The sequence below is a fragment of the Burkholderia sp. HI4860 genome, assembly GCF_002223045.2.
In the GTDB taxonomy this organism is placed as follows: domain Bacteria; phylum Pseudomonadota; class Gammaproteobacteria; order Burkholderiales; family Burkholderiaceae; genus Burkholderia.
In genome coordinates, this window is the sequence record NZ_NKFO02000004.1 from 122261 (window position 1) to 147688 (window position 25428).

Here is a 25428-nt window from a genome sequence, read left to right on the forward strand (position 1 = left end):
AGAAAAAGGGGGATGCATGAATAAAGTAATCCAGTCGAGCCTTGCCATTGGCATACTGGCTATTCCGTACATTTCGCACGCGCAGTCCAGCGTCACGCTGTACGGTTTGATCGACGAGGGGATCAACTACACGAACAATGTAGGCGGTCACAGCAACTTCGAGATGCAGAGCGGGTTCGCTCAAGGCAGCCGTTGGGGCCTCAAAGGAGTCGAAGATCTCGGCGGCGGCACAAAAGCGGTCTTCCAACTGGAAAATGGTTTCGACGTCAACTCTGGCGCTGCAGGCCAAGGGAAACGGATGTTCGGCAGACAGGCGTACGTCGGCTTGCAGAGTGATCGCTTGGGGACATTGACGTTTGGCCGTCAATACGATTCGGTAGTGGACTACTTGGCGCCGCTGACGGCAAACGGGAACTGGGGTGGCTATCTCCTTTCCCATCCATTCGATAACGACAACACCGACAATTCATTCCGGCTGAACAATTCGGTAAAATTTGCAAGCAACACGTATGGCGGCTTCTCGTTTGGGGGGCTGTACGGGTTCAGTAACCAAGCCTCTGGTTTTGCCAACAATCGCGCATACAGCGTCGGTGCCCAGTATGTAGGCGGCCCGCTTTCAATCGCCGCAGCATACATGCAGATCAACAACCCCGGCGGCACGTCGATTGGATCACTCGCAACGGACGACACCTCGTTCGTCGCCGGTCGCCAACGTGTCTGGGGTGCCGGCATCAATTATCAAATTACGAACGACGCGATGATCGGCTTCGTCTATTCACATACGGACCTCAAAAACACGTCGAGTTCGGTTTATGTCGGAAACTTCGATAACTTGGCAAATTCGCTGAAATTTGATAATTTTGAGATCAATGCGAAATATCAATTCACGAAAAATGCATATATCGGAGGAATGTACAACTATACTCGCGGACGTTTTAACAGCACCGCTGGAAATGTATCCCCGAAATGGCAGCAGGTCGGCCTGATGGTGGACTACCAGCTTTCCAAGCGAACTGACTTGTATGTCCAGGGCATGTATCAACATCTGTCCGGTGGCACCGATAGCATCGCTCCGCTGAATACTGCCTATATCACGGGGGCAGCGTCTTCTTCCTCGACGGCAAATCAAGTCCTTACTCGCGTTGCGATGCGGCACGTGTTTTGATTGGTCTGGGCCGGACATTTCAATATTGAGTCGAGCACAGCCCGCCTAAAAGCGCGACCGGATTCCCAGTGCATGATGCATCTGAGAATCCGCCGCGCACTGTCGACTAAGTGGTCGGCCCTGAACAAATCGTATTGTCGCGCAGATAGGCTCACGCCGGCGACAGCGTAGCAGTGTTGAAATTGAGCAAAGCGGGGAGAATCGGGGCGTAAAATAGCCGCAGCTTGCGCAGTATCATCCGCAGATTGTGGCAGACACGGCACAGCACTGCGTGAATCGCGTCGCCAAGCGCGCCTTTGAGCTAGTTTCGATCGAGCTTGCCGTCGGCCTTCATGGGCCCGATGGCTGGCTCAATCGCGCTTCGGCGCCGGATCATCGCCCGCAGGCCGCGCGTGATGCCTCGTCGCAAACCCGGGTGATAGATCTTCACGCCGTCAATGGCGACTCCCTTGTAGCCTCGGACGGCGACGGCGATCTCCGGTTGGACGTCGCTCAGGATTGCCGCCTGTTCCAGTGCTTCGGCCAGCGTATGTCCGTCGCACGGGTTACCTGGCATCGAGCGCGCCCACCACCAAACCTTCCTTGTGCGTGGTCGTGATCGACACCTTCACGCCGAACTCATACGGTTTGCGTGCCTTGCCCTTCGCCAAGCACTCAACTTCCGGGGGTATGCGCGATCGCCTTCTCCATCACTGTCGTGTCGACGATCACGCACTTCGGACTCGAGCTCTTGACGACTTGGGCCCGTTTGGCTACTCCGATCGTCTCGGCCAGCAGTTCTTCGACGCCGGCTTCGCCCAGCCGCTTGCGCCAGCGCTTCAAGCCCGACGGATCGATCGGCGGCTTCGTCTGCAAGTACATTGCGGATTTCGGTGACGATGATCAGCCGTTTCGGCGAACGTGATCAGTTTGGAAGGTGGTGTTTCGCGGTCAATGGATGGCGGATACCTACGGTGCCCGGCGCCGATATCACGCCGATGTTCGATCGGTCCTGATTACCTGTTCTTAGGGCTTCCGTGCGATGCCTTCGTAAAGGTAAGTAAAGCATCGAGGTCCTGGCGCATATCCGGTACCGATCCGCTCGATACCGAAACCTGCACGCTCGATTAGGGGCAATCGTCCTTTTCGTGCAAAATCTGGCGGTTTATCTAAAAATTCACCTAAAAATCATAAGCTTATGAAACCATCGATTTCGCGGAATTGCGCCCTTCAGGTGCAAAATCTGGCGCTTTAACGCGGCTCTCTGTGGCTCGCCGCTCATTTCCGCGGAGCAAAAGCCTGATCGAACTGCCGAGCCCGCTGCACTTCATCGCTGTGCAGATAGGTCGACGTTGTCGAGATCGACGCGTGGCGTAGATTGTCGCGCACCATGATCAGCTCGGCGCCCCGCGCCAGCGCGTGTGACGCGTGCGTGTGGCGCATCCAATGCGGGCTCGCGCGGCGCAACTTCTCCGCGGTCGCGGGCCGCTCGTCCTGGATCGCATCGGCGACCAGCACGAAGAACCGTCTCAACACCCGCCAAAGCCGCGTGCTTTCGATGCGTGCGCCGTCCTCGTCGAGACTCGCGACGAGCGGCGTCGCCGGGCTCCAGCGCGCGGGCGTGACCGGCAGGCTCCGCTGCACGAGATACTGGTCGAGCGCCGTCCGGGCCAGCGCCGGCAACGTCACCTTCCCACGTCTTCCGCCCTTACCGAGCACGTGCAGCCAGTGATCGCCGTGTTCGTCCCGGCGAATGTCGGCGAGCGTCGCGCCGACCAGTTCGCTCGCGCGCAAGCCGGTTGCGTAGCCGAAGTCCAGCAGGAACCGCAAGCGCTGAGCGGCCGGCACACTCCAGCCATACGACCATTCCAGGCCGTCGGCCAGCGTGCGGATCAGCAACCACTCGCCCTCGGAGAAGCCGCGCGACACGTCCAATCCGGCGCGCGGCGCATGGTTCTTGACCTTCACTCCCGCAAACGGATTCGCGAGCACGTAGCGCTGCTCGATCAGCCATCGAAACAGCGCCGACAGCACGTTCAGGGCGTATGCCGCTGATCGGGGCGCGAGCGCGCCGGTGAACGGTCGCCATTCGACACTGTGCCGCGGCCGCGACGGCCCGACCCACCGTTCGCGCGGTGTCGGGCGGCGCAGGAATGCCCGGTACGCAATCGCGTCGTCGGTGGTGAGCGACGACAGCGCGCGGCCGCGCTCGACAATCGCCCACAAGATCAGCCGCTCCGCTTCCTTGCGGTAAGCGCGCTGGGTGGCGGCCGATTCGTGTAGCGACAGCCAGGACTGGACTGCCTCGTAGTCGTTGGATGCATTGAGCAGGCAGGCGGCCCGCGGTGCGCGGAACTGTCCGTGCGAGCCGTCGACTTCGTGCGGCACACGCAACTGCTCCCACGGCACGATGTCCCCGGCCGGTGCCGCGACGATCAGCGCCCGCGCCCGTTCGGTCAGCGCCGGATGGGCAGCAAAGAACGCCTCCACTCGGCGCGCACTGGCGACGCCGAGACCTGCAATCGCGATCCACCAGCGGCGCCGGCGCGGAATCCGCACGGTCAGCTCGGCCAGCGTCCGGATGCCATGCGCCCGCAGCGCGGCCACCGCGCGCGGCGGCAACCATTGGTCAATCTCGTCGGCGATGTGCGGCACGGGTGCTGGCAGGCTGCGCAACGTCTCGATCGCGCGCGCAACGGTGTCGGCCGACGCGGCGGACCGCTCGCCGAAGGCTTCCGCCAGATCGACCCGGTGACGGCTCGTCGCGAACGCGACCAGCGCGCGCCGGATGCGGCCGAGTACGCCTCGCGCGGAGGCCCCTGGCGCCTTGCGGTCGCCCAGATAGCGGGCGACTGCCGCTCGAGCGCCGAGCCCGGCGTACCAGGCACGCAGCGCGGCCAGTTCGGCATCGTCAGGAAAGGCGATGGGTTCGGTCTCACGCGTTTTCATGCACGCCAGTTTAAGTCAAAAATGTCGCTGGACAGATAATGTTAATTATCGGCCCAAATCTGATATTGGATAGTTCATCAATTGAAATTCATCTACCTGCTGTGCCGCGCGCCGGGGCAGTCTGACACTCGGCATGAAAGGCGGCCGCGACGGCAGTGCGAAGTTCCACGACGTGCTGAATCCGTTCACGCAGCTCATCAACATCGACGATAGAAGTCGCTCGCGATGCTTCCAACCTCGATCGCGCACCGCGGGCTGTCGCCGGCCGAACTCGCGGACGCCGGCGTGAAAGAAGAAGCTGTGCGGCTATCGAACGGCATCGAGCATATCGACGACCTGCTCGGATCTCGACCAATTCCTCGCGCGGGTTTGACCAGAGCGGTCGCGCCGGCTTGCCGGTGCGACCGCATCAAACCGCTTGACCCTGAAGCGGCTTCAAGCTATTCAATCCCCGGTTCGTGCCGAGGCGACACCCGGCGCGTACGATTGTGCAACGCAGCTCCCGCTGCGGCACACCAACCGCTGAGAGGCCTCATGACATCGACCGCGAAGCTTGCGTTGCTCACGTTACCGCCCATCCTGGCGGCCTTTTTCGGCGCCCTCGCGGCCGCGTGGCGCGCGCCTGGGCCAAAAACGTCAAGCGTGATTCAGCATTTCACCGGCGGCATCGTGTTCGCGGCCGCAGCGCTCGAACTGCTGCCACAGGACCGCGAGCATGCGCTGTTTCCGGTCGTCGTCGGCTTCGTGCTCGGCCTTGCGCTGATGCTGGCGATCCACGCGCTGTCGGGCGCGATCGAGACGCGCTTCGAGGCAGCGCGGTTGCCGGTCAGCCTGATCATCGTCACCGCGATCGACCTCGTCGTCGACGGCCTGGTGCTCGGCATCGCTTTTTCCGCAAGCGACGAAAGCGGCATCATCCTGACCGTCGCGCTGACGCTCGAGGTGCTGTTCCTCGCGCTGTCGGTCAGCGCGGCGCTGGCCGCGGCCGACATCGGGCGCTTGCTGTCGATCGTCGTGCCGGTCGCGCTCGCGGCGCTGTTGAGCGTCGCGGCCGTTGCCGGCAATGTGGCGTTCGCCGGGCTGCCGGCGAATATCTATGCGGCGCTGCTGGGACTGGGCACGGTCGCGCTGTTGTACCTCGTCACCGAGGAACTGCTGGTCGAAGCCCACGAAGTGCCCGAAACACCGTTCGCGACGGCTTCGTTCTTCATCGGCTTCATCGTGTTCCTCCTGATCGAAGGATCGGTGAAAGCCGGATGAGCCGCACGCGACGGCGCGACGGCTACCAGGTCGTCGCGCCGGTCGGATAGGTATCGACGATCCGCGTGCCGTTGACCGGCGTGACACCCTCGTTGCGCAGCGCAGTCCACAGATCGATCGCATGCTCGCGCGACTTGCGACTGCCGTCGTCGGTCAGCACGTTCAGCGCGATCACTTCGTCGCGCGTGGTCAGCTGCAGCTGTTCCTTCAGCTTGCGTGACTGATGCGACGCGGTGCGAACGTCGCCGAGCACGATCCATTTCGCCGCGGCGGTCGACTCGTCGCCGACATCGGCAGGAACGAACGTCAGCCGACCGTTGTCGACTTCGCATTGCCCGCGCATGAACGTCGCGGTCCACGCACCGACCGGCACGGCCGCGAATTCGCAACGCATCCGCTCGTTAGCTCGCTGGTCGACGTCGTGTGCCGACGCATGCGACAGCGCACGCTCCGGCCAGCCGGCCGCCATCGCGGCCGTCGACATCAGACATGCCACAAGCACGATTCCTTTCGCGATATTGCGCATGACGCGCTCCTCTTCTTATGGGGTGCGGTGGCCGGCACCGCGGCGGTCGGCCGCGAACGAACGATCAGCGAACCGGAAAGCGGTTGTCGTGCGCATCGACCATCGGCGCCGCCTCGCCGCGATGCAGCGTTGCACGATGGATTTCCTGGTTGCGCGCGACGGTGGCCGGGCTCGCCGGGTAATCTTGTTTCGGGCTTGGGATCACGCCATCGTGGCGCGCGCGCACCGGTTCCTGGCGGACTTCTTGCCGGGTCTTCTGCTGCTCGGCCGCTGCTCGCGAAAAGGCCGCAATCGATAACGCGGCAGCGGCGATGACTATCATCGGTCGCGGCATGTTCAAGGCGTTCGCTCCTTGCTGGAAATCCGTGACTCGAGCCTTCACTTTGATCCGGTGGCGGTGCGGAAACGTGATCGCCGCATGACGGTTTCGTCACCGTTCCGGCATCTCCTGCATTGCACTGCGAATGAAATTCGTCGCATGTTTCGACGCTCATGAGGCGGCGATGACATTTTTCTCATTTGTCCCTCACCTCCACGATTCGAACGCTTTCCAGAATCGCCAGCGCGATCGCGATATTCCGGCCCGCCGCCGCAAAGCTCGGCACCGGGGTCGAACGATGCACGGAACGACCATCTTGAACTTCAGGGACACACCATGAAAACACCAGTTCGGCTTGTGACGATGTCGGCGGCGCTGCTGACGACAGCCCAAGTGGCCCATGCGACGGAAGTCACGCTCTACGGCCTGTTCGATACGTCGCTCACCTATGTATGGAACGCCAGTGCGGACGGCAAGAATCTCGTCGGTCTCGGCAACGGCAATCTGCTCGGCAACCGCTTCGGCGTGAAAGGCGCGGAGGATCTCGGCGGCGGGCTGAAGGCGATCTTCACGCTGGAAAACGGCTTCAACCCGAACACCGGCGCGCTCGGGCAAGGCAGCCGGATGTTCGGCCGGCAGGCGTTCGTCGGACTGGAAAGCTCGCGCTGGGGCACCCTGACGCTCGGCCGCCAGTACGACGCGCTTGCCGATGTCGCGTGGCCCGTGACCGGCGACTTCTATTTCGGCAGCGTGTATGCAACACCCGGCGACGTCGATAACTACGACACGTCGTCGCGAACCGACAACGCGGTGAAGTACACGTCGCCGACGATCGGCGGATTCCAATTCGTCGGCATGTATGCGCTCGGCGGCGTGGCTGGCAAGAGCGGTGCCGGGCAAACTTGGTCGGCCGGCCTTTCATACAGCAACGGCCCGGTCGATGTCGCGGGCGGCTACTACTACGCGGCCAACCGTTCGTCGCTCGCCAACGGCATCCGCACCGGCTGGAACGGCACTTCCGACGGCACGTTCGATGGGTCGCTGGTCAACGGCGGCTACATCTCGGCGAAATCGATCGGCATCGCGCGCGGCGCGCTGCGCTACAACTTCGCGCCCTTCGCGGTCGGTGTCGACTACAGCAATGCGCTGTACAAGGCTGATGCGATGTCGGTATTCCGAAGCACGCAGAAATACGACACCGCACGCGGGTTCTTCAACTACCAGGCAACGGCCAACCTGCTCGTCGGCGTCGGCTACAGCTACACGAAGGCCCGTGGAGATACGAGCGCGACCTACCATCAGGTATCGGCCGGCGCCGACTACGTGCTATCGAAGCGCACCGATCTCTACGCGGTCGGTGCCTGGCAACGTGCGAACGGGGAACAGCGCACGGTCGACGGCGGCACCCAAACGGCGCAGGCGTCGATCGGCTCGTACGGCTATGGCGGCACGCGCACGCAGGGCATCGTCAATCTCGGGTTGCGTCACCGGTTCTGAATCGCGGCGGCCAACCATGCGCGCCTCGTAACGGAAATTTCATGTTCGGATCAGGTCCACGATGCGTCGCGCCGCTACGATCGGAACGGTGACGGGCCACGCTCGTTCACACCCACGCAGCGGGTCGATGTCGTATGGCACGATCCCGCGTTAGGCCCGGACTCGTCGAGTGCCGGGCCATTTTCTCTTTACGCGTGTCCGACGATCACCGCACGGAATTGCGCTGCGGGAATAGGCATGGATGCGTTTTCACATACAGGTTCGGATTGCCGCAGCGATGCCCGGCATAGTCGACCTGCTCGCCAGCCGTCAGGTCGACCGGCGCGGGCTTGCGCGCGGCGGCAGGGGCGGTGGCCGTGGTGCCGGAACGTGTCGACGCGCAGCCCGCGAACAGCGAGACGATCAGGACTGCGATCAAGGCGAGGCGAATGGCGGGACGATGCAATTTTCGACCTGTAATGAAATCGAGGCAGGACCGCCCGCTTTCGATCCTGCTGCTTGCGAACGGCGCGAATGCCGTCCACGCCATCGGCAGGCGGCTGACTCGATGTTCCGCCTTCCGCGCATCGCATTCATGATGCGAACATGACAATTTCGTCATGCCGCACGCATATGCCGCAATTGCCGTGACGCCCCCGAATCTGACGCATTTTTCATCTTTCGATCACGGTAGCGCACGGCCGTCTTTGCATACTGGGCTCATGGTTCGCCACCCGGCGGCCTCGTTCAAATCAAGGAGTATTCACAATGAAGACCGCAAAATTGGCTACTCTGTTCCTCACCGCCACGATGTCGCTCGGCATGGCCGTGCAAGCTGCTCACGCACAGACGCAGGCGCAAGGCAAGACCCGCGCACAGGTCATAGAGGAGCTGAAGCAGGCGCAACATGAAGGCGTCGTACCGGTGGGCAAGACGCAATACCCGCCGACAAAGGACATGGTCTCGCGCAACAAGGAACTGCACGGAATCTCAGTGCATGCGGGTGAGAAAGCCCCGCAGGCCGACCAGCACGATAATCTGGCCCAGCGGTAATATCTCGCTAAGGACTGATCGAGGGTAACGTGGCAGGCGCTAGCGCTCTGGGACCCACGCGCGGCCCCACGTACTGGCGCCGCTATGCGCTAGCGGCCGGCGTCCGCTTCGACTTGGCCGGCCGTCGCGGAAAGCGCAGCCAGAAGGTCGTGCGGCGGCCCGGCTCGCTGTCGACGCCACATTCGCCGCCGTGGTTGTCCATGATCGACCGGACGATCGCGAGGCCGAGCCCCGTGCCCGATGCCGAATTGTGCCGCGACGGATCGACGCGATAGAAGCGCTCGAAAATCCGCCCGACATGCTCGGCGGCAATGCCGGGCCCCGTATCGGACACGGCGATCGTCGTCGCACCACCCTGCTCGACGCAATCGATCGTCACGACGCTGCCGCGCGGCGCATAGGTCAGCGCATTCGACAGCAGATTGCTCAACGCGCGCTGGTACAGCGTCAGATCCGCGTCGACCCACGCGTGGCCGTCGACCTTCACGGTCACGCCTTCATCTTCCGCCAGCGGCTCGTAGTATCCGGCCACCCGCTCCGCTTCCTCGGCCGCATTCAGCCGCCGCACGCTGATCGACGTGCCGGCCTGTTCCGAACGCGCGAGAAACAGCATGTCCTCGATCATCCGCGACAACCGCTGGTATTCGTCGATGCTCGACTCGATCACGCTCCGGTATTCGTCCGCGCTGCGCGGTTGCGACAGCACGACCTGCGCGGCCGCCTGCAGGTTCGTGAGCGGCGTGCGCATGTCGTGCGCGAGATTCGACGAGAACTGGCTCAGCCGCGTGAACGATTCGTTCAGCCGTTCGAGCATCCCGTTGAACGCATGCTCGAGCTCCTTCAGCTCGCCCGACGTATCGAGTTCCGGCAGCGGATGCGCGAGCTGGCTCGTCGACATCTGCTCGGCACGCGCGGCGAACCGCCGCAGCGGGCTCAGCCCGAGCGCGGCGATGCCGTACGCGATCGCGGCCGCGAGCACCACGCCGAACACCTCGATCACGACGATCGTATAAGCATGCGTGCGCAACAGCAGCACGTCGGCGCTGCGATCGTACTGCACGGCGACGCGCATCACGGGCGCACCCGCGCCGGCGAGCGGCACGGCCGTCAGCAGGTACTGGTGCCGTGCGCCCGGCGGCGCGACGCCGACGGGGACGCGCCCTGTGTTCATCGACAGCAGCGGCGCATACGGACGGAAGCCGGGTGTGCCGACGATGCGCGTCCCGGCGGCATCGAAGATCGCGAGGTCCATGTTCGGGTGACCGTGCAACTGGTCGATCCAGATATCGCTGTTGCGCGCGACGTCGGCCGTCGTGCGCGCTTCGGCCAGATGCGTGCCCAATGCGGCGGAAATGCCGGCCATCTGCTCGGCCGACGTCGTTTCGACGCGGTTGCTCAGCGCTTCGTAAAGCGCGACGCCGCTCGACGCGAGGATCACCGACGTCGACAGGACGATCAGCGCGGTCAGGCGTCCGCGCAGCGTGCGCGGCAGCAGGCGCGCGATCATGCGGCCGCGCCGCCGCGCGCTTCGAGCACGTAGCCCATCCCGCGCACGGTGTGGATCAGCTTCGGTTCGTATGCGTCGTCGATCTTCGAGCGCAGCCGCCGGATCGCCGAATCGACGACGTTCGTGTCGCTGTTGAAGTTCATGTCCCACACCTGCGATGCGATCGTCGCGCGCGGCAGGATCTCGCCCTCGCGGCGCATCAGCAGCCACAGCAGCGCGAATTCCTTCGCGGTCAGCAGGATCGTGTCGCCCTGCCGCGTGGCCTTGCGGCGCGTCAGGTCGAGTTCGAGATCGGCCACGCGCAGCGTGTTCGAATCGCGCGGCTGGCCGCGCCGCAGGATCGACTTGATGCGCGCGGTGAGTTCGACGAAGTCGAACGGCTTCGCGAGATAGTCGTCGGCGCCGAGTTCGAGGCCCTTCACGCGATCGCCGACGTCGTCGCGCGCAGTCAGGAATAGCACGGGCGTCGACTTGCTGCGCCGCAGGTTCTGCAGCAGCGTCCAGCCGTCCTGCCCCGGCAGCATCACGTCGAGTACGAGCAGGTCGTACTCCTCCGTTTCGGCCTGATGCTGGCCCGTGATGCCGTCCTCGACCCAGTCGACGACGTAGCCGGCCTCGGTCAACCCCTTGCGCAGATACGCGCCCGTCTTCGGTTCATCCTCGACAATCAGAATTCGCATCACGCATTACCCTTGAAGAAACGCAGCCGGCGCATCATGCCCGCGCCGAACCCGCCGCGCAACGCCGCGCGCCACGACACCGCGTGGCTGACACGGTACAGCACCGGCAGCACCAGCAGCGTCAGCGCGGTGGACGACAGGATACCGCCGATCACGACCGTCGCGAGCGGGCGCTGCACCTCGGCGCCGGTGCCGGTCGCGAACGCCATCGGCAGGAAGCCGAGCGACGCGACCAGCGCGGTCATCAGCACGGGCCGCAGCCGCGTGAGCGCGCCGTCGCGCACCGCGGCGTCGAGCGGCTCCCCTTCGTCGCGCAGGTTGCGGATGAACGAGATCATCACGAGACCGTTGAGCACGGCCACGCCGGACAACGCGATGAAGCCGACCGCCGCCGTGATCGACAGCGGAATCCCGCGCAGCCACAGCGACACGACCCCGCCGCTCAGCGCGAACGGAATGCCAGTGAATACGAGCAAGCCGTCCTTCACGTTGTTGAACATCACGAACAGCAGCACGAACACCATGAACAGCGCGAGCGGCACGACGAGCTTCAGGCGCTCGCTCGCGCTTTGCAACTGCTCGAACTGCCCGCCCCACGACACCCAGTAGCCGGCCGGCACGCGCACGTCCTGCTGCAACTGCTCGCGCGCATCGGCGACGAACGAGCCGACGTCGCGCCCGCGCACGTTCGCGCTGACGACCACTCGCCGCTTGCCGTCCTCGCGGCTGATCTGGTTCGGGCCGGGCGCCACGTCGATCGTCGCGAGCTCCGCGAGCGGCACGTACGGCGCCGCCGCGAGCGGTGCGCCGGCGCCGGCCGTCGGCGCGGGCAGCGCGATCGGCAGCCGCTTGATCGCCTCGATGTCGGTGCGCAGCTCGTCGGGCAACCGCACGACGATGTCGAAGCGGCGATCGCCCTGGAACAGCGTACCGGCCTTCTGCCCGCCGACGGCCGCGGCCACCGAATCCTGCAGGTCGGCGACGCTCACGCCGTAGCGCGCGAGCTTGTCGCGGTCGAGGTTGACGGTCAGCACCGGCAGGCCCGTGGTCTGCTCGACCTTCACCTCCGACGCACCCGGCACCTTCCGCAACGCGGCCGCGATCTGTTCGCCGGTCTGGTTCAGCACGGCCATGTCGTCGCCGAAGATCTTCACGGCGACGTCGCTGCGCACGCCCGAGATCAGTTCGTTGAAGCGCAGCTGGATCGGCTGCGAGAACTCGTAGGCGTTACCCGGCAGCTCGGCGAGCGCTTCCTCGATCTCGCTCACGAGCTGCTCGCGCGGCTTCTTCGGGTCGGGCCACGTGTCGGCCGGCTTCAGCATGATGTAGCCGTCCGACAGGTTCGGCGGCATCGGGTCGGCCGCGATCTCGGCCGTGCCGGTGCGCGCGAACACGCGCTCGATCTCGGGGAAGCGCGCCTTCAGCGTCTTCTCGATCGACTTCTGCATCTCGACCGACTGCGACAGGCTCGTGCCGGGAATTCGCAATGCGGCAACGGCCAGGTCGCCTTCGTTGAGGCTCGGGATGAACTCGCTGCCGAGCCGCGTGGCGAGTCCGAGCGTGGCGAGCACGATCGCGCCCGCCCCGATCATCACGCGTGCCGGGCGCGTCATGAACGCGGCGAGCACCGGTTCGTACGCACGCCGCGCCCAGCGCATCAGCCGGTTCTCCTTCTCCTCGACCCGCTCGCCGATGAATAGCGCGACGGCCGCCGGAATGAACGTGACGGTGAGCACCATCGCGGCAGCGAGCGCCATCACGACCGTGATCGCCATCGGGTGGAACATCTTGCCCTCGACGCCGGTCAGCGCAAAGATCGGCAGGTACACGACCATGATGATCAGTTGCCCGAAGATCAGCGCGCGGCGCGCCTCCTGCGATGCGCCGAACACTTCGGCGAAACGCTCGTCGCGCGTGAGCGGCCGCCCGGCCGCCGCCTGCGCATGCGCGAGCCGCCGCACGCAGTTCTCGACGATCACCACCGCGCCGTCGACGATGATCCCGAAGTCGAGCGCGCCGAGGCTCATCAGGTTCGCGCTCACCTTCGCGTTGACCATCCCCGTGAAGGTCATCAGCATCGACAGCGGAATCACGAGCGCGGTGATCAGCGCCGCGCGGATGTTGCCGAGGAACAGGAACAGCACGGCGATCACGAGCACCGCGCCCTCGAGCAGGTTCTTCTTCACGGTCGCGACGGCCTTCTCGACGAGCACCGTGCGGTCGTACACCGGAATCGCCTTCACGCCGGCCGGCAGCGTGCGGTTCACGTCCTCCATCTTCGCGGCGACGGCCTTCGACACCGTCCGGCTGTTCTCGCCCATCAACATGAACACCGTGCCGAGCACGACTTCCTCGCCGTTCGACGTCGCGGCGCCGGTGCGCAGTTCGCGGCCGACGTCGACCACGCCGACGTCCTTCATCCGCACCGGCACGCCGCCGACGTTGGTCAGCACGATGTTCGCGATGTCGTCGACAGTGCGCGCCTGGCCCGGCACGCGCACGAGATACTGCTCGCCGCGCTTTTCGATGTAGCCGGCGCCGACGTTGTCGTTGTTGCGCTCGAGCGCCCGCACGACGTCAGCGAGCGTCAGCCCGTACGACATCAGCTTCGCCGGATTCGGCGCGACGCGATACTCCTTCACGTAGCCGCCGATCGAGTTGACCTCGGTCACGCCGCGCACGTTGCGCAGTTGCGGCCGCACGACCCAGTCCTGCAGCTCGCGCAGGTCGGCCGCCGTGTAGCGCGTGCCGTCGGGCTTGCGCGCATTGGCGTCGGCTTCGACAGTCCACAGGTAGATCTCGCCGAGGCCCGTCGACGTCGGGCCCATCGCGGGCGCGACGCCGGCCGGCAGCTTGTCCTTCGCTTCCTGGATGCGCTCGTTGACGAGCTGACGCGCGAAGTAGATGTCGGTGCCGTCCTTGAAGATCACGGTGACCTGCGACAGCCCGTAGCGCGAGATCGAACGCGTTTGTTCCAGCCCCGGCAGCCCGGCCATCGCGGTCTCGACCGGATAGGTGATGCGCTGCTCGGCCTCGAGCGGCGAGTAGCCGGGCGCGGACGTGTTGATCTGCACCTGCACGTTCGTGATGTCGGGCACCGCGTCGATCGGCAGCCGCTGGTAGCTGAACACGCCCAGCGCGGCCACGGCCGCGATCGCGAGCATCACGAGCCAGCGGTGCGCAATCGCAAAGCGGATCAGGCGCTCAAACATGTCGGGATTCCTTGAAACGGGGTACGGTCGCCCGTACCGGGCGCGCCGCGCGGCCGGTCACCCGGCGGATCGGAAGGCGCGCCGCATAACGGGCTGCCAGTCGCGCCACGGCGCACGCGTATTGCTGCTCATTCATGTTCCGCGCTCCCCTTGCCGAGTTCGGCCTTCAGCACGAAGCTGTTCGTCGCCGCGTATTCCTGGCCCGGCTTAAGCCCCTTCAGCACTTCGGTCGCGCGTTCGTCGCGCCGCCCCGTTTCGACGGCCTGTGCGACGAAACCCTTCGGCGAACGCACGAACACCGACGGCGCGCCGTCGACGTCCTGCAGCGCGTCGCTCGCGACCGCGAGCGGCACGCCCTGCCGGCCCGCGTCGACCGACACGTTCACGAACATCCCCGGGCGCCACACGCCGTCGGGGTTCGGCAGCACGACGCGCGCCGGCGCGGTACGCGTCTGTTCGCCGAGCAGCGAACCGACGTACGCGATCGGGCCGCTCGAACGCGATTCGAACGCGGTCGCGCTGACGGTCGCATCGCGGCCCACGCGCACGTCGTTCAGCCGCTGCGCCGGCACGGCCATCTCGGCCCACACGGTCGACAGGTCGGAGATCACGAACATGCTCGCATCGGCGGCGATCGCCTCGCCGGGCGTCGCATGCTTCTCGACGATCGTGCCGGCGAACGGCGCACGCAGTTCATAACGGTTCAGCGCGCCCGCGCCCGCCGGCGCGTTCAGCGCGGCGAGCTTCTGTCGCGCGTTCTGCACGGCGATCTCGGCCTCGCGCAACTGCACCTGCGCCTGCTGATAATCCTGTTCGGCCGAGATGCGCTCCTGCCACAGCGTGCGTTCGCGCTCGTAGGTTGCGCGCGCACCCGACAACCGGCGCTCGGCCGTCAGCAGTTCGCTGCGGCGGTCCGCCAGATCGGTGCTCGCGATCACGGCGAGCACCTGCCCTTTCGCGACGTTCTGCCCGAGCGACACCGATACCTGTTCGACGATGCCGGCCACGCGCGGCACCACGTGCGCGGTGCGATCCTCGTTGAACTTGATCTCGCCCGGCAACTGGAACGGCGTCGCAATCTGCGCGGGGCCGGCCTTCGCGAGCGCGATCTTCGACGTCGCCAGTTGCGCGTCGGTCAGCGCGACCGCGCCGTCGGCGCGCGCGAACGGGAACGATGCGGCGTCGTTGCCGGCCTTCACGTCGATCGTCGCATCGAATACGTGCGGCTTCGCGACCGACTGTGCGGACACGAACTTCTGGCCGGCCGCGTCGAACCGCAACGGCTCGTGCGTGCGGTCGTACCGCACCAGCGTGCCGGACACGGTCACGCCGTTGGTCGCGGGCTTGCCGTCGACGAACGGATAGACGACGAGCCGCGCATCGCCGGGCTTTTCCGTCATCACGATCTCGACGGACAGCTTGCCGCGCTTCAGCACGACGCCGCCGTGCGCGCCGGCGCCCTCGGCCGGCTGGGCGGATTCGGCGGTCGTCGGCGCCGATGCGCCGCTCCCGCCCCGCGTGACGGCGAGCGCGCCGATCACGATTCCTGCGCCGCCGAGCACGGCCGCCGCAATGATGAAGATTCTGCTGCGTGACATGATGATCCTTCAGTTAAGAGGGGCGCTCATTGCGCGCCGGCCGCGAGCGGCGTGCCGACGAGCCGGCCGATATCGGCACGGGCCGTATGCGCGTCGGCAAGCGCACGGACGTATTGCGACTGCCCCTGGAACAGCGTGCGCTGCGCGTCGAGCACGTCGAGGAAGCTGAACTTCCCGAGTTCGTAGCCGCGCGACATCGCGTCCAGCGCGACGCGCGCGGCCGGCAGGATGTCGGACTTCAGCCGCTGCGCTTCCTGCTCGGCGGCCTCGAAATTGGCGTATGCCTGCGTCAGTTCAAGCCGCAGCCGCGTGCGTTCGCGGTCGAGATCGGCGTTCGCGCGCTCGGCCTTGTGCGTCGCCTCGAGCAGCGCGCCCTTGTTCGTGTTGAACAGCGGAATCGGGATCGACACACCGACCACCGCCTGGTTGTCGGGCACGCCGCCCGTGGTCACGCGCTTCACGCCGGCGCTGACCGTCACGTCCGGGATGCGGCGCGCGCGCTCCAACGACACGGCCGCGTTCGAGCGCAGCATTTCGGCACGCGCGATTCGCGCGAGCGGCGCATCATCGAGCCGCGCAGTCAGCGCGGACAGCGGCTCGACCGACGGTACGGCTTCGAGGTCGCCGAGCACCGCAAGCGGGTCGTTGCGCGCTTCGCCCATCACCGCGTTCAGCTTCTCGCGCGCAACGTCGACACGGCCACGCGCGGTCACGACTTCGATCTGCACGCCGGCCGCCGCCACCTGGGCCTTGGTCGCCTCGACCGGCGACACCTTGCCGGCCTGCGCGCGACGGGCTGCCAGATCCGCGGAGCGCGCGGCGATCGCGGCCGACTCCTCGGTCACCTGAAGCTGGCGCTGCGCGGCGAGCAGCCCGTAGAAGGCTGCGATCACGTCGGCGCGCACGACGGCGCCCTGCTCGTCGAGCGATGCGCTGGCCGATTCGCGGCCATACGACGCGACGTCGAGCCGCGCGCGACGCTTGCCGCCCAGTTCGATCGTCTGGTTGATCAGCGCGGTCGACGTGCGTTCCGCGCGGCTGAAGCCTTCCTGCAGAAACGACACTTCGGGATTCGGGCGCGCGCCTGCCTGCATCAGCGCGCCGGCCGATGCATCGACATCCGCGCGCGCGCCGCGCAGCGCCGGGTTGTTTCGGGCGGCGACCGCGAGCGCGTCGGCAAGCGTCAATGACGATGCAGGAAGTGCGTCGGACGGCGGTGCGCCGATCGGCGCGGCGGCGGCAGCCGGGGCCGGCCCCGGCGACAGCGATGGCTGCGCATGAGCCGTCGCGGCCATCGCGAAAACGATGGCCACGGCGAGGTTGAGCTTGAACATGTTCAGTTCTGCGGTAACGGTTTGCGACCGATGCTACGGACCGGCCGCAGTGCGAACATGAGGCGAAGATGACAATTCCGTCATGTCCGGCGCGACAGGTGTTGAGGTTGGTAGATCGGCGCGCGTCAATGTAGTTGCCGCCTGATTCATGCAGCCAGAGGCTGTTTGCTGCCGACGTGCGGGGCCATCGCAACGCAGCGTCGCGCCGTTATCGCCGTGCAGCACCAGGCTGTTTTTGTCGCTCGGCACGTTTGCCGTCCATGGACAAGCGGATGCCCGGTGCACATCGAACTGCTGCGCCAGTTCGGCTAGCGTCCGCTCACCTTGACCGCCGCCATCGCCACTTTCGCTTTTAACACGGCTGAGTGCGTCCGTCGGGTTCTCTTCGTCATCTTTCTGGTTCCTTTGTCGGCATTATCGCCGGCTCAGGCCCCGAGCGTTCCACTGATCCCACTGTCCGAATTTGCGCGGCCATCTCTTTCAGACGTCGTGATCGCAGCCGTTACGTTCAGCTAAGCGATAGTGCTCAACATCGGTAAGCACCCGGTAAAGGCACCGAGACTCGTGAGGTGCCGCTGATCAAGCCGCGGCGAGCGTCCAGCGATGCGGAAGCAGCGCCGCGATGTCGTCGGCACGATGCGTGGGCAGTCGGGTAAGCACCTCTTTCAGGTAGGCGTACGGATCATGGCCGTTAAGCTGCGCCGACCGGATCAGGCTCATGATCGCGGCTGCACGTTGCCCCGCGCGCAGTGAGCCGGCGAACAACGCGTGGCCGCCAACCGCGGATATGCTCAGCAATGCGGCGAGCACGACCGGTACGGCGAGCGTCCACAGCCTGCTTGTGCGCGCAACGTTGAGCGCGGCGCTCACCGACAGCGCGAGAAAAAGCACCTCGAGCGTGAGAGCTATCGTGAGGATGAGGCCCGTCTGTTCGCCCGCCGAAAATGCGATACCAAGTACCAGACCATCGACGATGAGGTCGATGGCCGTGACGATGATCAGACCTGTCGGCAGCGTTGCATCTTCCAACCACCTCTCCAGCCGGTCGCACATCTGCCGGATGCCAGCGTCAGCAACAGGCCCAGTACGGAGCCGATGACGACTGGGGTCGTCGTGTGCGTTCTGTCCTGGAGCAGTAACCCCAGGGACGCAGCTGCGAACACGATGCCGCCGGTGAAATGCTGGATGACACTGGTTGTGCGGGCACCGGGCGTCTTCACGGATACGACGAGCGCCCCGGCGCCTGCTGCGAGAAGGGGCGGAAGCGTAAGAAGCGCCAGTTTAACGGCGGGCGTCATCCAGTGACCGGACTGCCGCACTGGCTGCAGAACCTCGCGCCGGTCGCCAGCGCAACATTGCATTTTCCGCATACCACTGGACCCAGCGACGTGGCGCATTGACTGCAGAAACGTGCGCCCTGCGCATTGGCCGTCATGCATTTCGGACAGGTAACGGCGTCCGTGGCACGCTGCGGAGGTGCCGCCGTCCTTCCCCAAGCCTGGTCATGATGACCACCTGAGCCGTGGCCGCCACCATAGCCGTGGCCACCGCCGTGTGCGTCCCGTCCGCCCTCGTGGCTACCGCGGCCGCCATGATGACCACCAAGTATTCTTTCCAACCACCCCATCGCAACCTCCAGTAGAGTCGGGTCAGTTCTGGCACTGCCTGCCGTTCACTTGCGCAGCAGACGCAGGCCGTTGCCCACCACCAGTAGACTGGCTCCCACGTCGGCGAATACCGCCATCCACATGGTTCCGTACCCCGCCACCGTGAGTGTCAGGAAGACAGCCTTGATTCCAAGCGCCACGGTTATGTTCTGCACGAGGATGGAATGCGTCGCTCTGGACAGGCGGATGAAGGCAGGAATCTTTCGCAGGTCGTCATCCATTAGCGCGACGTCTGCCGTCTCGATCGCGGTGTCCGTTCCCATTGCGCCCATTGCGAAGCCAATATCGGCCCGCGCGAGCGCCGGCGCGTCATTGATGCCGTCACCGACCATGCCGACTGTCGCCCCGTCGGCCGCCAATGCATCGACGGCATTGAGCTTGTCTTCAGGCAACTGGTTTCCCTTCGCCTGGTCAATGCCGACCTGCCCGGCAATCGCTTCTGCCGTGTGCGGATTATCGCCGGTGAGCATCGCGGTGCGCACCCCCAGCCGATGCAATTCCGCGATGGCTGCGCGGCTGGTGTCCTTCACGGTGTCTGCGACCGCAAAGAGCGCCACGACGCGGTCATTATTGACCAGCATGACGACCGTCTTTCCCTGTCGCTCAAGGGTATCCAGACGGGCCTCCAGGTCCGGCGAACAACGTCCCATTTCTTCGACCAGCCGGTGGTTGCCGAGCGACCAGGACACGCCATCGATCGTGCCGCGCACGCCGCGGCCGGGAATTGCTTCGAAGTCATCGACCGGCAGACGCGGAAGATGCTGCACCTCCGCGGCGTTGGCGATCGCCAGTGAAACCGGATGATCGGAGCGACTTGCAAGACTCGCGGCCAACGCGCAGCAGTTCGCGAGGTCGACCTGCGCACGCAGTTCGAAATCAGTCTGCACCGGCTTGCCATGGGTGATCGTGCCTGTCTTGTCGAGAGCGAGCCAGGTCAGCTTTCGCCCCTGTTCAAGGTAGGTGCCGCCCTTGATCAGGATGCCACGGCGCGCTGCAGCGGCGAGGCCACTGACAATTGAGACCGGCGTCGAAATCACAAGGGCGCACGGGCACGCGATGACGAGCAGCACGAGCGCCTTGTAGATCCAGTCATGCCAGTTCCCGTTCATCACCAGCGCCGGGACGACCGCGACCGCCATGGCGATCGCGAACACGATTGGCGTGTAGACTCGTGCGAACTGGTCGACGAACCGTTGAGTTGGCGCCTTCGCGCCTTGCGCTTCCTCCACCGCGTGGATGATACGGGCGAGCGTCGTGCTGCCCGCCGCCGCGGTGACGCGATATTCGAACGAGCCCGCTTCGTTGATCGTCCCAGCGAACACCAGGTCACCTTCGGCTTTTTCGACCGGCAGGCTCTCGCCCGTGATCGGTGCCTGGTTGATGCTCGAGCGCCCCGCCACGATGTTGCCGTCGAGGCCGATACGCTCGCCCGGTTTCACGCGCACCACGGAGCCAACGATCACCGACCCCGCCTCGATTTCGGCCCACGAGCCGTCCGGTTGCCTGACGGTGGCCTTTTCAGGGGCAAGCCGCATGAGACCCTGAATCGCGTGGCGTGCGCGGTCGAGCGACTTCGCCTCAACCAGCTCGGCAATCGTGAACAGCACCATCACCATCGCGGCTTCCGGCCACTGGCCGAGCGCCAGTGCGCCGGTGACGGCGATGCTTATCAGCGCGTTGATGTTCAGATTGCCGTTGCGGAGTGCCACCCAGCCCTTTCGGTAAGTCGTGAGACCGCACGCCAGGACAGCAAGGATGGCCAGTGCGGCGCTCACCCATCCCGGCTGTCCCAACCAGCTCGCTGCTTCCGACGCAATCGCCGCCAAACCGGCTAGCGCGAGTGGCCACCACGGCTTCGCGGGCGCTTCCGGAACCGCTGCAAGCTGCCCACCGGCTTTGGCAACCTCAGGAGTAAAGTCCAGCGAGCGGATTGCGTCGAGCACCGGCGCGAGGGCGTCCGGCGCGTGGGTAACAGTCAGCACCCGCTGCATCAGATTGAACTCCATGCCCTTGACGGACGCCATTGCGCCGAGCTTGTTGCGAATCAAGGCTTCTTCCGTGGGGCAGTCCATCTGCAGAATGCGGATCGGCGTGCAGACGCTGTCACTGGCCACCGTCGGCGAGGCGAGCGCACCCAACGTTGCTGCGCCGGGAGTGCAGCAGCTGCCGTCGTGGTCGTGGTCGTGATCACGGCCATGATCATGGCTGTCGCTGTGTACGGGAGCGTGCTCATGCCAATGGGCGGTGCCACAGCAATGCTCCTGGTCGCGATCGTGAGCATGAGCGGAGCCGTCGGTTGCCGCGGCGAGCTGACCGCCATGGCTGTGAGCGGATTGATCCTGATGGCCAACCTGCTGGAGATTGGTGTTTCCGCCAGACGAAGGGGTCGTTTTGGACATTGCTGGATTCCTTAAGCGCGTTGTGGTCTAGTAAACACCTTGGAGCCGCTCCAAGGTCAAGCACAGCGCAAGGAAATTTTGTATGAAAATTAGCGAGCTGGCCATGCAGGCAGCTGCACGGCCGATACGGTCCGGTTCTACGAGAAGGAAGGCCTTTTTCCCGTTGCGGAACGGTCCGATACCAATTACCGGATCTACGGCGACACGCACCTTCAGAGGCTGCGTTTCCTTCGAAACTGCCGGGCCTGGGCATGAGTCACACCGAGATCCTGACGCTGCTGGATGCAAGCGAAGCCTCAGGCGTTGACTGTGCTGGCGTAAACGGGCTTGTCGATGAACATATTGGTCACGTTGCGGAACGGATTGACGAACTCAACGCGCTGAAAGGGCAATTGCTGTGCGCAGCCGGTGCGCCGCCAGGAATGCAGTCGAAGACTGCGGCATTATGCAGGAGCTTCGCACGACGGTGATGGCTGGTTCGCCCCCATCGCACAGCCACGTCTGAGCATTACCGCAAGTCGACATGGCGCGCGAGTGCAAGGCATCCACATTGCTATCGCGTTGGCATGACCATGAAGAACGTAGGAGCCAGGATGACACGCCCCAGCGGACACGACCATCATCACGACGACCACGGCGAGCACGCTCATCATCAGGATAGCCACGGGCATCACCACCACAATCACGCACCGCCCGCCGGGTTCGATAGCGCGTTCGCGATCGGCTCAGCGCTCAATGCCGGTTTCGTGGTGGCAGAGGTTGTATATGGTCTCGCGGCGCACTCCATCGCTTTGCTCGCAGACGCCGCACACAACCTTGGCGATGTCCTTGGACTCCTGCTGGCCTGGTTCGCGGCATGGCTTGGACGGCGAAAACCAACGCATAGTCGCACCTACGGATACAGCAGAAGCTCGATCCTCGCGTCGTTGACCAACGCGGTTGTACTGCTGGTCGGCGTTGGCGGCATTTCCGTGGAGGCGATCCGGCGACTGACTTCGGGGCTGGCTAACGACCAGGTCGGCGGCAGAACCGTCATGATCGTCGCTGCAATCGGCATCCTGATCAATGGCGCAACGGCGCTGTTATTTGCCCGCGGACGTGCGGGCGATCTGAACATCAAAGGAGCGTTCCTGCATATGGCTGCGGACGCCGCCGTCTCCGCCGGAGTCGTGATCTCGGGACTCGTCATCATGATGACCGGTTGGTCCCTGCTCGATCCGATTGTCAGCCTCGGCATCGCGGCGCTGATTCTGTTTTCAACATGGGGACTGCTGCGCGACAGCGTCAATCTGGCGCTCGATAAAGTACCGGAAGCGGTAGATGCAGCGAAGGTACAGGCCTTTCTCGCTTCTATGCCTGGCGTGCAGGACGTTCATGATCTCCACATCTGGCCGCTGAGCACGACAGAGACTGCGTTGACAGTACATCTGGTACGACCCGGGGGCGGCATCGATGATGCGTTTGTTCAGTCAGCCTGCGAGGAACTACGCACGCGCTTCTCCATCAATCACGCTACGTTTCAGATCGAGGCCGGTGATCCGTCGCATCCGTGCCTTCTGGCTCCCGCACACGTTGTGTAGCCGGGGAGTCAGTCTCAGTGTAAGCCTCCGGCGAAGTCATCTTGAAGGCGATCATCGAAAGCAAGGTCTGGGCACTCGACACGACGTACGTTCCGATGGCGCGCGGCTTCGTCTATCTGACGGCAGTCGTCGACTGGGCAAGCCGCCGTGTGCTCGCGCACCGGGTAGCCATCACGCTCGAAGCCGAGCATGCCGTCGCCGTGCTGGAAGAGGCGTTCGCGAGGTATGGGCAGCCGGAAATCGTCAATACCGATCAGGGTAGCCAATTCACCAGCGACGCGTTCACTGAGATGGTGCTCGGCAAAGGCGTCCGGCTGTCGATGGATGGCAAGGGCAGTTGGCGCGACAATGTGTTCGTCGAGCGGCTAGGACCTATCCGTCATTTTGTGGGCGGGGCATATCATGAGGTGTAAAAGCCATGGATATGCCGATGAAGAAGAAAAGACAAACCGTAGCGCGTCAGGCAGCGGCCCGCGGGCCGCTGCCTGAGTTGCCCAAGGAACTGCTGGACCAACTGGTCAAGGGGCCGATGACGCCGACCGAGGTCCAGGATCTGATGCTGGCGTTCAACAAAGCGATCATCGAACGCGCAATGGGCGCCGAGATGAATCTGCATTTGGGCTACCCGTCCGGCCAGTCCAAGCCTACCGGGCAAGCCAACGAGCGCAACGGCGCCAGCGGCAAGACGGTCATCACCGATCGTGGCCCGGTTCGGGTCGAAGTCCCCCGCGATCGCGACGGCAGCTTCGAGCCGATTCTGATTCCCAAGCACGAGCGCCGCTTCACCGGCTTCGACGAACGCATCATCGCGATGTACGCCCGCGGCATGAGTGTGCGCGAGATTCAAGGGTTTCTGGCCGAGCACTACGGCACCGAAGTGTCGCCCGACTTCATCAGCTCGGTCACCGACGAGGTGATGGCCGAGGCGCTGAGCTGGCAGAACCGCCCGCTCGAGCCAATGTACCCGGTGGTGTTCTTCGATGCGCTGCGGGTCAAGATCCGCGACGACGGCGTGGTCAGCAACAAGGCCGTCTATCTGGCCTTGGGCATCCAGGCCGACGGCCAGCGCGACGTGCTGGGCCTCTGGATCGAGCAGACCGAGGGCGCCAAGTTCTGGCTCAAGGTGTTCAACGAACTCAAGACGCGCGGCTGCCAGGACATCCTGATCGCCGTGGTCGATGGCCTGAAGGGGCTGACCGAGGCCATCAGTGCAGCCTATCCGCGGACAACCGTTCAGACCTGCATCGTGCATCTGATCCGCAACAGCCTCGAGTACGCCAGCTACAAGGACCGTAAGGCGCTCGCCACAGCCCTGCGCCCGATCTACGCAGCCGCTAGCGAAGAGGCGGCAAGGCAGGCGTTACAGGACTTCGCCGACGGCCCGTGGGGCGAGAAATATCCGACCATCGTGCAATCGTGGCAGCGCGCCTGGGAGCACGTCATACCGTTCTTCGTGTTTCCGCCGGAGATTCGACGGGTCGTGTACACAACGAATGCCATTGAAAGTCTGAACATGCAACTGCGCAAGATCATCAAGACCCGTGGTCACTTCCCCAATGACGAGGCGGCGATCAAGCTGCTCTGGCTGGCGCTGCGCAACGTGCTGGCCAAGACCGTGCGGGCCGCCTTCGACTGGAAATCAGCGATGAACCAGTTTGCTATCCTGTTCGGCGAGCGATTCACGCAGGCGCGTGGATAACCTGTTGTTCAACCGCCTCGCCCACAAAAATGCGGACAGGTTCAGCGGCTATGGCGGAGTGTGAAATATGAATAGGTATATTTAAAACCGTATGAATCGGTGAGCCAGGCCCGCGAGTCGATCGCCGCTTACATGACGTGGTACAACCGGCAACGGCCTCATTCCAGTCTGACCGACCGGACGCCGGACGAGGCTTACTTCGCGATGCTGCCTGCGATCAAAACGGCAGCTTAACGATCAGCGGCTTCCACTTTAAATCGCGAAACGACTGTCCGAACGTACGGAGCCACCTCTGCCTGCCTGATACAACGTCGCCGGGGCCGTGCGGCATCACGCGAGATGTCGCTCGACCCCGACCACGAAACCTTGGCCGGCCACGGAGCGAATCTTATGGAGGAGGCAGCCGATTCGCGGGTGCTGCGCGACGCGCCCTCCCGGTTACCACAGGGCCAGCGCGACGCGATCCGGACGCTCAAACTCGAGGAAATGTCGTTGAAGGAAGCGGCCGTCGCGAGCGGCATGACGGTTGCCGCCCTGGAGGTCGCGGTCCATCGCGGGGTCACGCTCGTGCTCACCGGTGTGCCGCTTTCGTTGACACTGCTGATCATGCTGCGCCATGCCGCACGTCTCGCGCCGGTGCCCGTGGTCATGGCGGGAAGCGTTGCCGTCTCCGCGATGACGGCGGTCGCGCTATCGCTCTATCATCCGCTCGACGCCACGATGATGATTCTCGCGTGGAACGTCGGGCTGATAATCGTCCTGTTGATCGCGAGCGCGTCGTACGGCGCGCGGCTGTTCCGTTGGGTCGGAGCGGGCGAGTGATTAGCGGATGGGATTTCGCTCTCCTTCTTGCGACGCCGCAATTGCCACGAACCTTCTTCGCAAGCACGCCAACGTCGAATCTCGACATAACAGGATGGTCGGACACGGTCTCAAGTGTTGGTCGACGCGGAGCGTGCCGGTACTTCGGCGACGAGCGGGTCTTGCAGCCGGTTCAAGCAGACGAAAGCGGCGGCAAGACGCTC

The 25428-nt window shown here is 64.5% G+C and carries 17 protein-coding genes and 9 pseudogenes; 12 read left to right on the top strand and 14 right to left on the bottom strand.

The features are described 5' to 3' along the window. Positions 1–16 precede the first annotated feature (16 nt). A complete protein-coding gene (locus CFB34_RS33440; protein ID WP_027810002.1) occupies positions 17–1165 on the top strand; it encodes a porin in 1149 nt (382 codons plus the stop codon). A gap of 151 nt (positions 1166–1316) precedes the next feature. Here CFB34_RS33440 and CFB34_RS33445 read toward each other — a convergent pair. Beyond that, positions 1317–2023: pseudogene (locus CFB34_RS33445) on the bottom strand (IS5/IS1182 family transposase); the annotation flags it as partial. A 399-nt stretch (positions 2024–2422) separates the two neighbouring features. Next, a complete protein-coding gene (locus CFB34_RS33450; protein ID WP_027810000.1) occupies positions 2423–4093 on the bottom strand; it encodes a phage integrase family protein in 1671 nt (556 codons plus the stop codon). Between the two features lie 115 nt (positions 4094–4208). On the opposite strand from CFB34_RS33450, the pseudogene CFB34_RS33455 reads away from it, so the two are divergent. Together CFB34_RS33455 and CFB34_RS33460 are read left to right on the top strand one after the other, a co-directional pair. After that, positions 4209–4466 (top strand): annotated as a pseudogene (locus CFB34_RS33455) (PLP-dependent transferase); the annotation flags it as partial. A 161-nt stretch (positions 4467–4627) separates the two neighbouring features. After that, complete coding sequence (locus tag CFB34_RS33460) at positions 4628–5353, top strand: hypothetical protein (protein WP_027809999.1); 726 nt, start codon at positions 4628–4630, stop codon at positions 5351–5353. A 22-nt stretch (positions 5354–5375) separates the two neighbouring features. On the opposite strand, the gene CFB34_RS33465 is transcribed toward CFB34_RS33460, so the two are convergent. Together CFB34_RS33465 and CFB34_RS33470 are read right to left on the bottom strand one after the other, a co-directional pair. Beyond that, entirely contained in the window at positions 5376–5879 is a 504-nt protein-coding gene (locus tag CFB34_RS33465) for a hypothetical protein (RefSeq protein WP_027809998.1), read from the bottom strand. Positions 5880–5943: 64 nt separating this feature from the next. After that, positions 5944–6219, bottom strand: coding sequence for a DUF4148 domain-containing protein (locus tag CFB34_RS33470; RefSeq protein WP_027809997.1), 276 nt, complete (start codon positions 6217–6219; stop codon positions 5944–5946). Between the two features lie 315 nt (positions 6220–6534). Here CFB34_RS33470 and CFB34_RS33475 point away from each other — a divergent pair, with 315 nt between their 5' ends. Further along, positions 6535–7695, top strand: a complete 1161-nt coding sequence (locus tag CFB34_RS33475) for a porin (protein ID WP_027809996.1) — start codon at positions 6535–6537, stop codon at positions 7693–7695. A 205-nt stretch (positions 7696–7900) separates the two neighbouring features. On the opposite strand, the gene CFB34_RS33480 is transcribed toward CFB34_RS33475, so the two are convergent. Then, positions 7901–8296 (bottom strand): hypothetical protein, encoded by a 396-nt coding sequence (locus CFB34_RS33480; protein ID WP_223274451.1) that lies wholly within the window; start codon positions 8294–8296, stop codon positions 7901–7903. A 146-nt stretch (positions 8297–8442) separates the two neighbouring features. On the opposite strand from CFB34_RS33480, the gene CFB34_RS33485 reads away from it, so the two are divergent. Beyond that, positions 8443–8727 (top strand): DUF4148 domain-containing protein, encoded by a 285-nt coding sequence (locus CFB34_RS33485; RefSeq protein ID WP_027809994.1) that lies wholly within the window; start codon positions 8443–8445, stop codon positions 8725–8727. Positions 8728–8809: 82 nt separating this feature from the next. Here the strand turns inward: CFB34_RS33485 and CFB34_RS33490 are convergent, their stop codons facing one another. From CFB34_RS33490 to CFB34_RS33530, 9 genes and pseudogenes are all read right to left on the bottom strand, one after another. After that, complete coding sequence (locus CFB34_RS33490; protein WP_027809993.1) at positions 8810–10234, bottom strand: heavy metal sensor histidine kinase; 1425 nt, start codon at positions 10232–10234, stop codon at positions 8810–8812. Beyond that, positions 10231–10914 carry a heavy metal response regulator transcription factor IrlR gene (irlR, locus tag CFB34_RS33495; RefSeq protein ID WP_006490455.1) on the bottom strand — a complete coding sequence of 228 codons (684 nt, stop codon included), beginning with the start codon at positions 10912–10914 and terminating at the stop codon, positions 10231–10233. The genes CFB34_RS33490 and irlR overlap by 4 nt, the downstream gene beginning before the upstream one ends. Then, the gene (locus tag CFB34_RS33500; RefSeq protein ID WP_027809992.1) at positions 10914–14126 is read right to left on the bottom strand and encodes a CusA/CzcA family heavy metal efflux RND transporter; all 3213 of its coding nucleotides are present in this window, start codon (positions 14124–14126) and stop codon (positions 10914–10916) included. The genes irlR and CFB34_RS33500 overlap by 1 nt, the downstream gene beginning before the upstream one ends. A 128-nt stretch (positions 14127–14254) precedes the next feature. Continuing rightward, the gene (locus tag CFB34_RS33505; protein WP_039349346.1) at positions 14255–15724 is read right to left on the bottom strand and encodes an efflux RND transporter periplasmic adaptor subunit; all 1470 of its coding nucleotides are present in this window, start codon (positions 15722–15724) and stop codon (positions 14255–14257) included. A gap of 26 nt (positions 15725–15750) precedes the next feature. Further along, positions 15751–17058 (bottom strand): TolC family protein, encoded by a 1308-nt coding sequence (locus CFB34_RS33510; protein WP_039349349.1) that lies wholly within the window; start codon positions 17056–17058, stop codon positions 15751–15753. Between the two features lie 279 nt (positions 17059–17337). Then, positions 17338–17450 (bottom strand): annotated as a pseudogene (locus CFB34_RS33515) (IS3 family transposase); the annotation flags it as partial. Between the two features lie 187 nt (positions 17451–17637). Continuing rightward, positions 17638–17841 (bottom strand): annotated as a pseudogene (locus tag CFB34_RS33520) (transposase domain-containing protein); the annotation flags it as partial. A gap of 511 nt (positions 17842–18352) precedes the next feature. After that, complete coding sequence (locus tag CFB34_RS33525) at positions 18353–18685, bottom strand: zinc ribbon domain-containing protein (RefSeq protein ID WP_034175768.1); 333 nt, start codon at positions 18683–18685, stop codon at positions 18353–18355. Positions 18686–18730: 45 nt separating this feature from the next. Continuing rightward, entirely contained in the window at positions 18731–21124 is a 2394-nt protein-coding gene (locus CFB34_RS33530; protein ID WP_080289699.1) for a heavy metal translocating P-type ATPase, read from the bottom strand. An 82-nt stretch (positions 21125–21206) separates the two neighbouring features. Between CFB34_RS33530 and CFB34_RS33535 the strand changes: the two are divergent. From CFB34_RS33535 to CFB34_RS33565, 7 genes and pseudogenes are all read left to right on the top strand, one after another. Next, positions 21207–21629 (top strand): annotated as a pseudogene (locus tag CFB34_RS33535) (Cd(II)/Pb(II)-responsive transcriptional regulator). A gap of 88 nt (positions 21630–21717) precedes the next feature. Continuing rightward, complete coding sequence (locus tag CFB34_RS33540) at positions 21718–22704, top strand: cation diffusion facilitator family transporter (RefSeq protein WP_027810736.1); 987 nt, start codon at positions 21718–21720, stop codon at positions 22702–22704. A gap of 59 nt (positions 22705–22763) precedes the next feature. Continuing rightward, positions 22764–23072 (top strand): annotated as a pseudogene (locus tag CFB34_RS33545) (DDE-type integrase/transposase/recombinase); the annotation flags it as partial. Between the two features lie 62 nt (positions 23073–23134). Next, complete coding sequence (locus CFB34_RS33550; RefSeq protein WP_080001177.1) at positions 23135–24403, top strand: IS256 family transposase; 1269 nt, start codon at positions 23135–23137, stop codon at positions 24401–24403. Between the two features lie 39 nt (positions 24404–24442). Continuing rightward, positions 24443–24637 (top strand): annotated as a pseudogene (locus CFB34_RS33555) (integrase core domain-containing protein); the annotation flags it as partial. A gap of 75 nt (positions 24638–24712) precedes the next feature. After that, positions 24713–24964, top strand: a pseudogene (locus CFB34_RS33560) (sigma factor-like helix-turn-helix DNA-binding protein); the annotation flags it as partial. Then, positions 24965–25225, top strand: a pseudogene (locus CFB34_RS33565) (NrsF family protein); the annotation flags it as partial. Positions 25226–25428: the final 203 nt, after the last annotated feature.

What these genes read in the sequence shown, in the direction of transcription:
- CFB34_RS33440 (WP_027810002.1), top strand. Translation starts at nt 17, where the DNA reads ATGAATAAAGTAATCCAGTCGAGCCTTGCCATTGGCATACTGGCTATT.
- CFB34_RS33450 (WP_027810000.1), bottom strand. Translation starts at nt 4,093, where the DNA reads ATGAAAACGCGTGAGACCGAACCCATCGCCTTTCCTGACGATGCCGAA.
- CFB34_RS33460 (WP_027809999.1), top strand. Translation starts at nt 4,628, where the DNA reads ATGACATCGACCGCGAAGCTTGCGTTGCTCACGTTACCGCCCATCCTG.
- CFB34_RS33465 (WP_027809998.1), bottom strand. Translation starts at nt 5,879, where the DNA reads ATGCGCAATATCGCGAAAGGAATCGTGCTTGTGGCATGTCTGATGTCG.
- CFB34_RS33475 (WP_027809996.1), top strand. Translation starts at nt 6,535, where the DNA reads ATGAAAACACCAGTTCGGCTTGTGACGATGTCGGCGGCGCTGCTGACG.
- CFB34_RS33480 (WP_223274451.1), bottom strand. Translation starts at nt 8,296, where the DNA reads ATGACGAAATTGTCATGTTCGCATCATGAATGCGATGCGCGGAAGGCG.
- CFB34_RS33485 (WP_027809994.1), top strand. Translation starts at nt 8,443, where the DNA reads ATGAAGACCGCAAAATTGGCTACTCTGTTCCTCACCGCCACGATGTCG.
- CFB34_RS33490 (WP_027809993.1), bottom strand. Translation starts at nt 10,234, where the DNA reads ATGATCGCGCGCCTGCTGCCGCGCACGCTGCGCGGACGCCTGACCGCG.
- irlR (WP_006490455.1), bottom strand. Translation starts at nt 10,914, where the DNA reads ATGCGAATTCTGATTGTCGAGGATGAACCGAAGACGGGCGCGTATCTG.
- CFB34_RS33500 (WP_027809992.1), bottom strand. Translation starts at nt 14,126, where the DNA reads ATGTTTGAGCGCCTGATCCGCTTTGCGATTGCGCACCGCTGGCTCGTG.
- CFB34_RS33505 (WP_039349346.1), bottom strand. Translation starts at nt 15,724, where the DNA reads ATGTCACGCAGCAGAATCTTCATCATTGCGGCGGCCGTGCTCGGCGGC.
- CFB34_RS33510 (WP_039349349.1), bottom strand. Translation starts at nt 17,058, where the DNA reads ATGTTCAAGCTCAACCTCGCCGTGGCCATCGTTTTCGCGATGGCCGCG.
- CFB34_RS33525 (WP_034175768.1), bottom strand. Translation starts at nt 18,685, where the DNA reads ATGGGGTGGTTGGAAAGAATACTTGGTGGTCATCATGGCGGCCGCGGT.
- CFB34_RS33530 (WP_080289699.1), bottom strand. Translation starts at nt 21,124, where the DNA reads ATGTCCAAAACGACCCCTTCGTCTGGCGGAAACACCAATCTCCAGCAG.
- CFB34_RS33540 (WP_027810736.1), top strand. Translation starts at nt 21,718, where the DNA reads ATGACACGCCCCAGCGGACACGACCATCATCACGACGACCACGGCGAG.
- CFB34_RS33550 (WP_080001177.1), top strand. Translation starts at nt 23,135, where the DNA reads ATGAAGAAGAAAAGACAAACCGTAGCGCGTCAGGCAGCGGCCCGCGGG.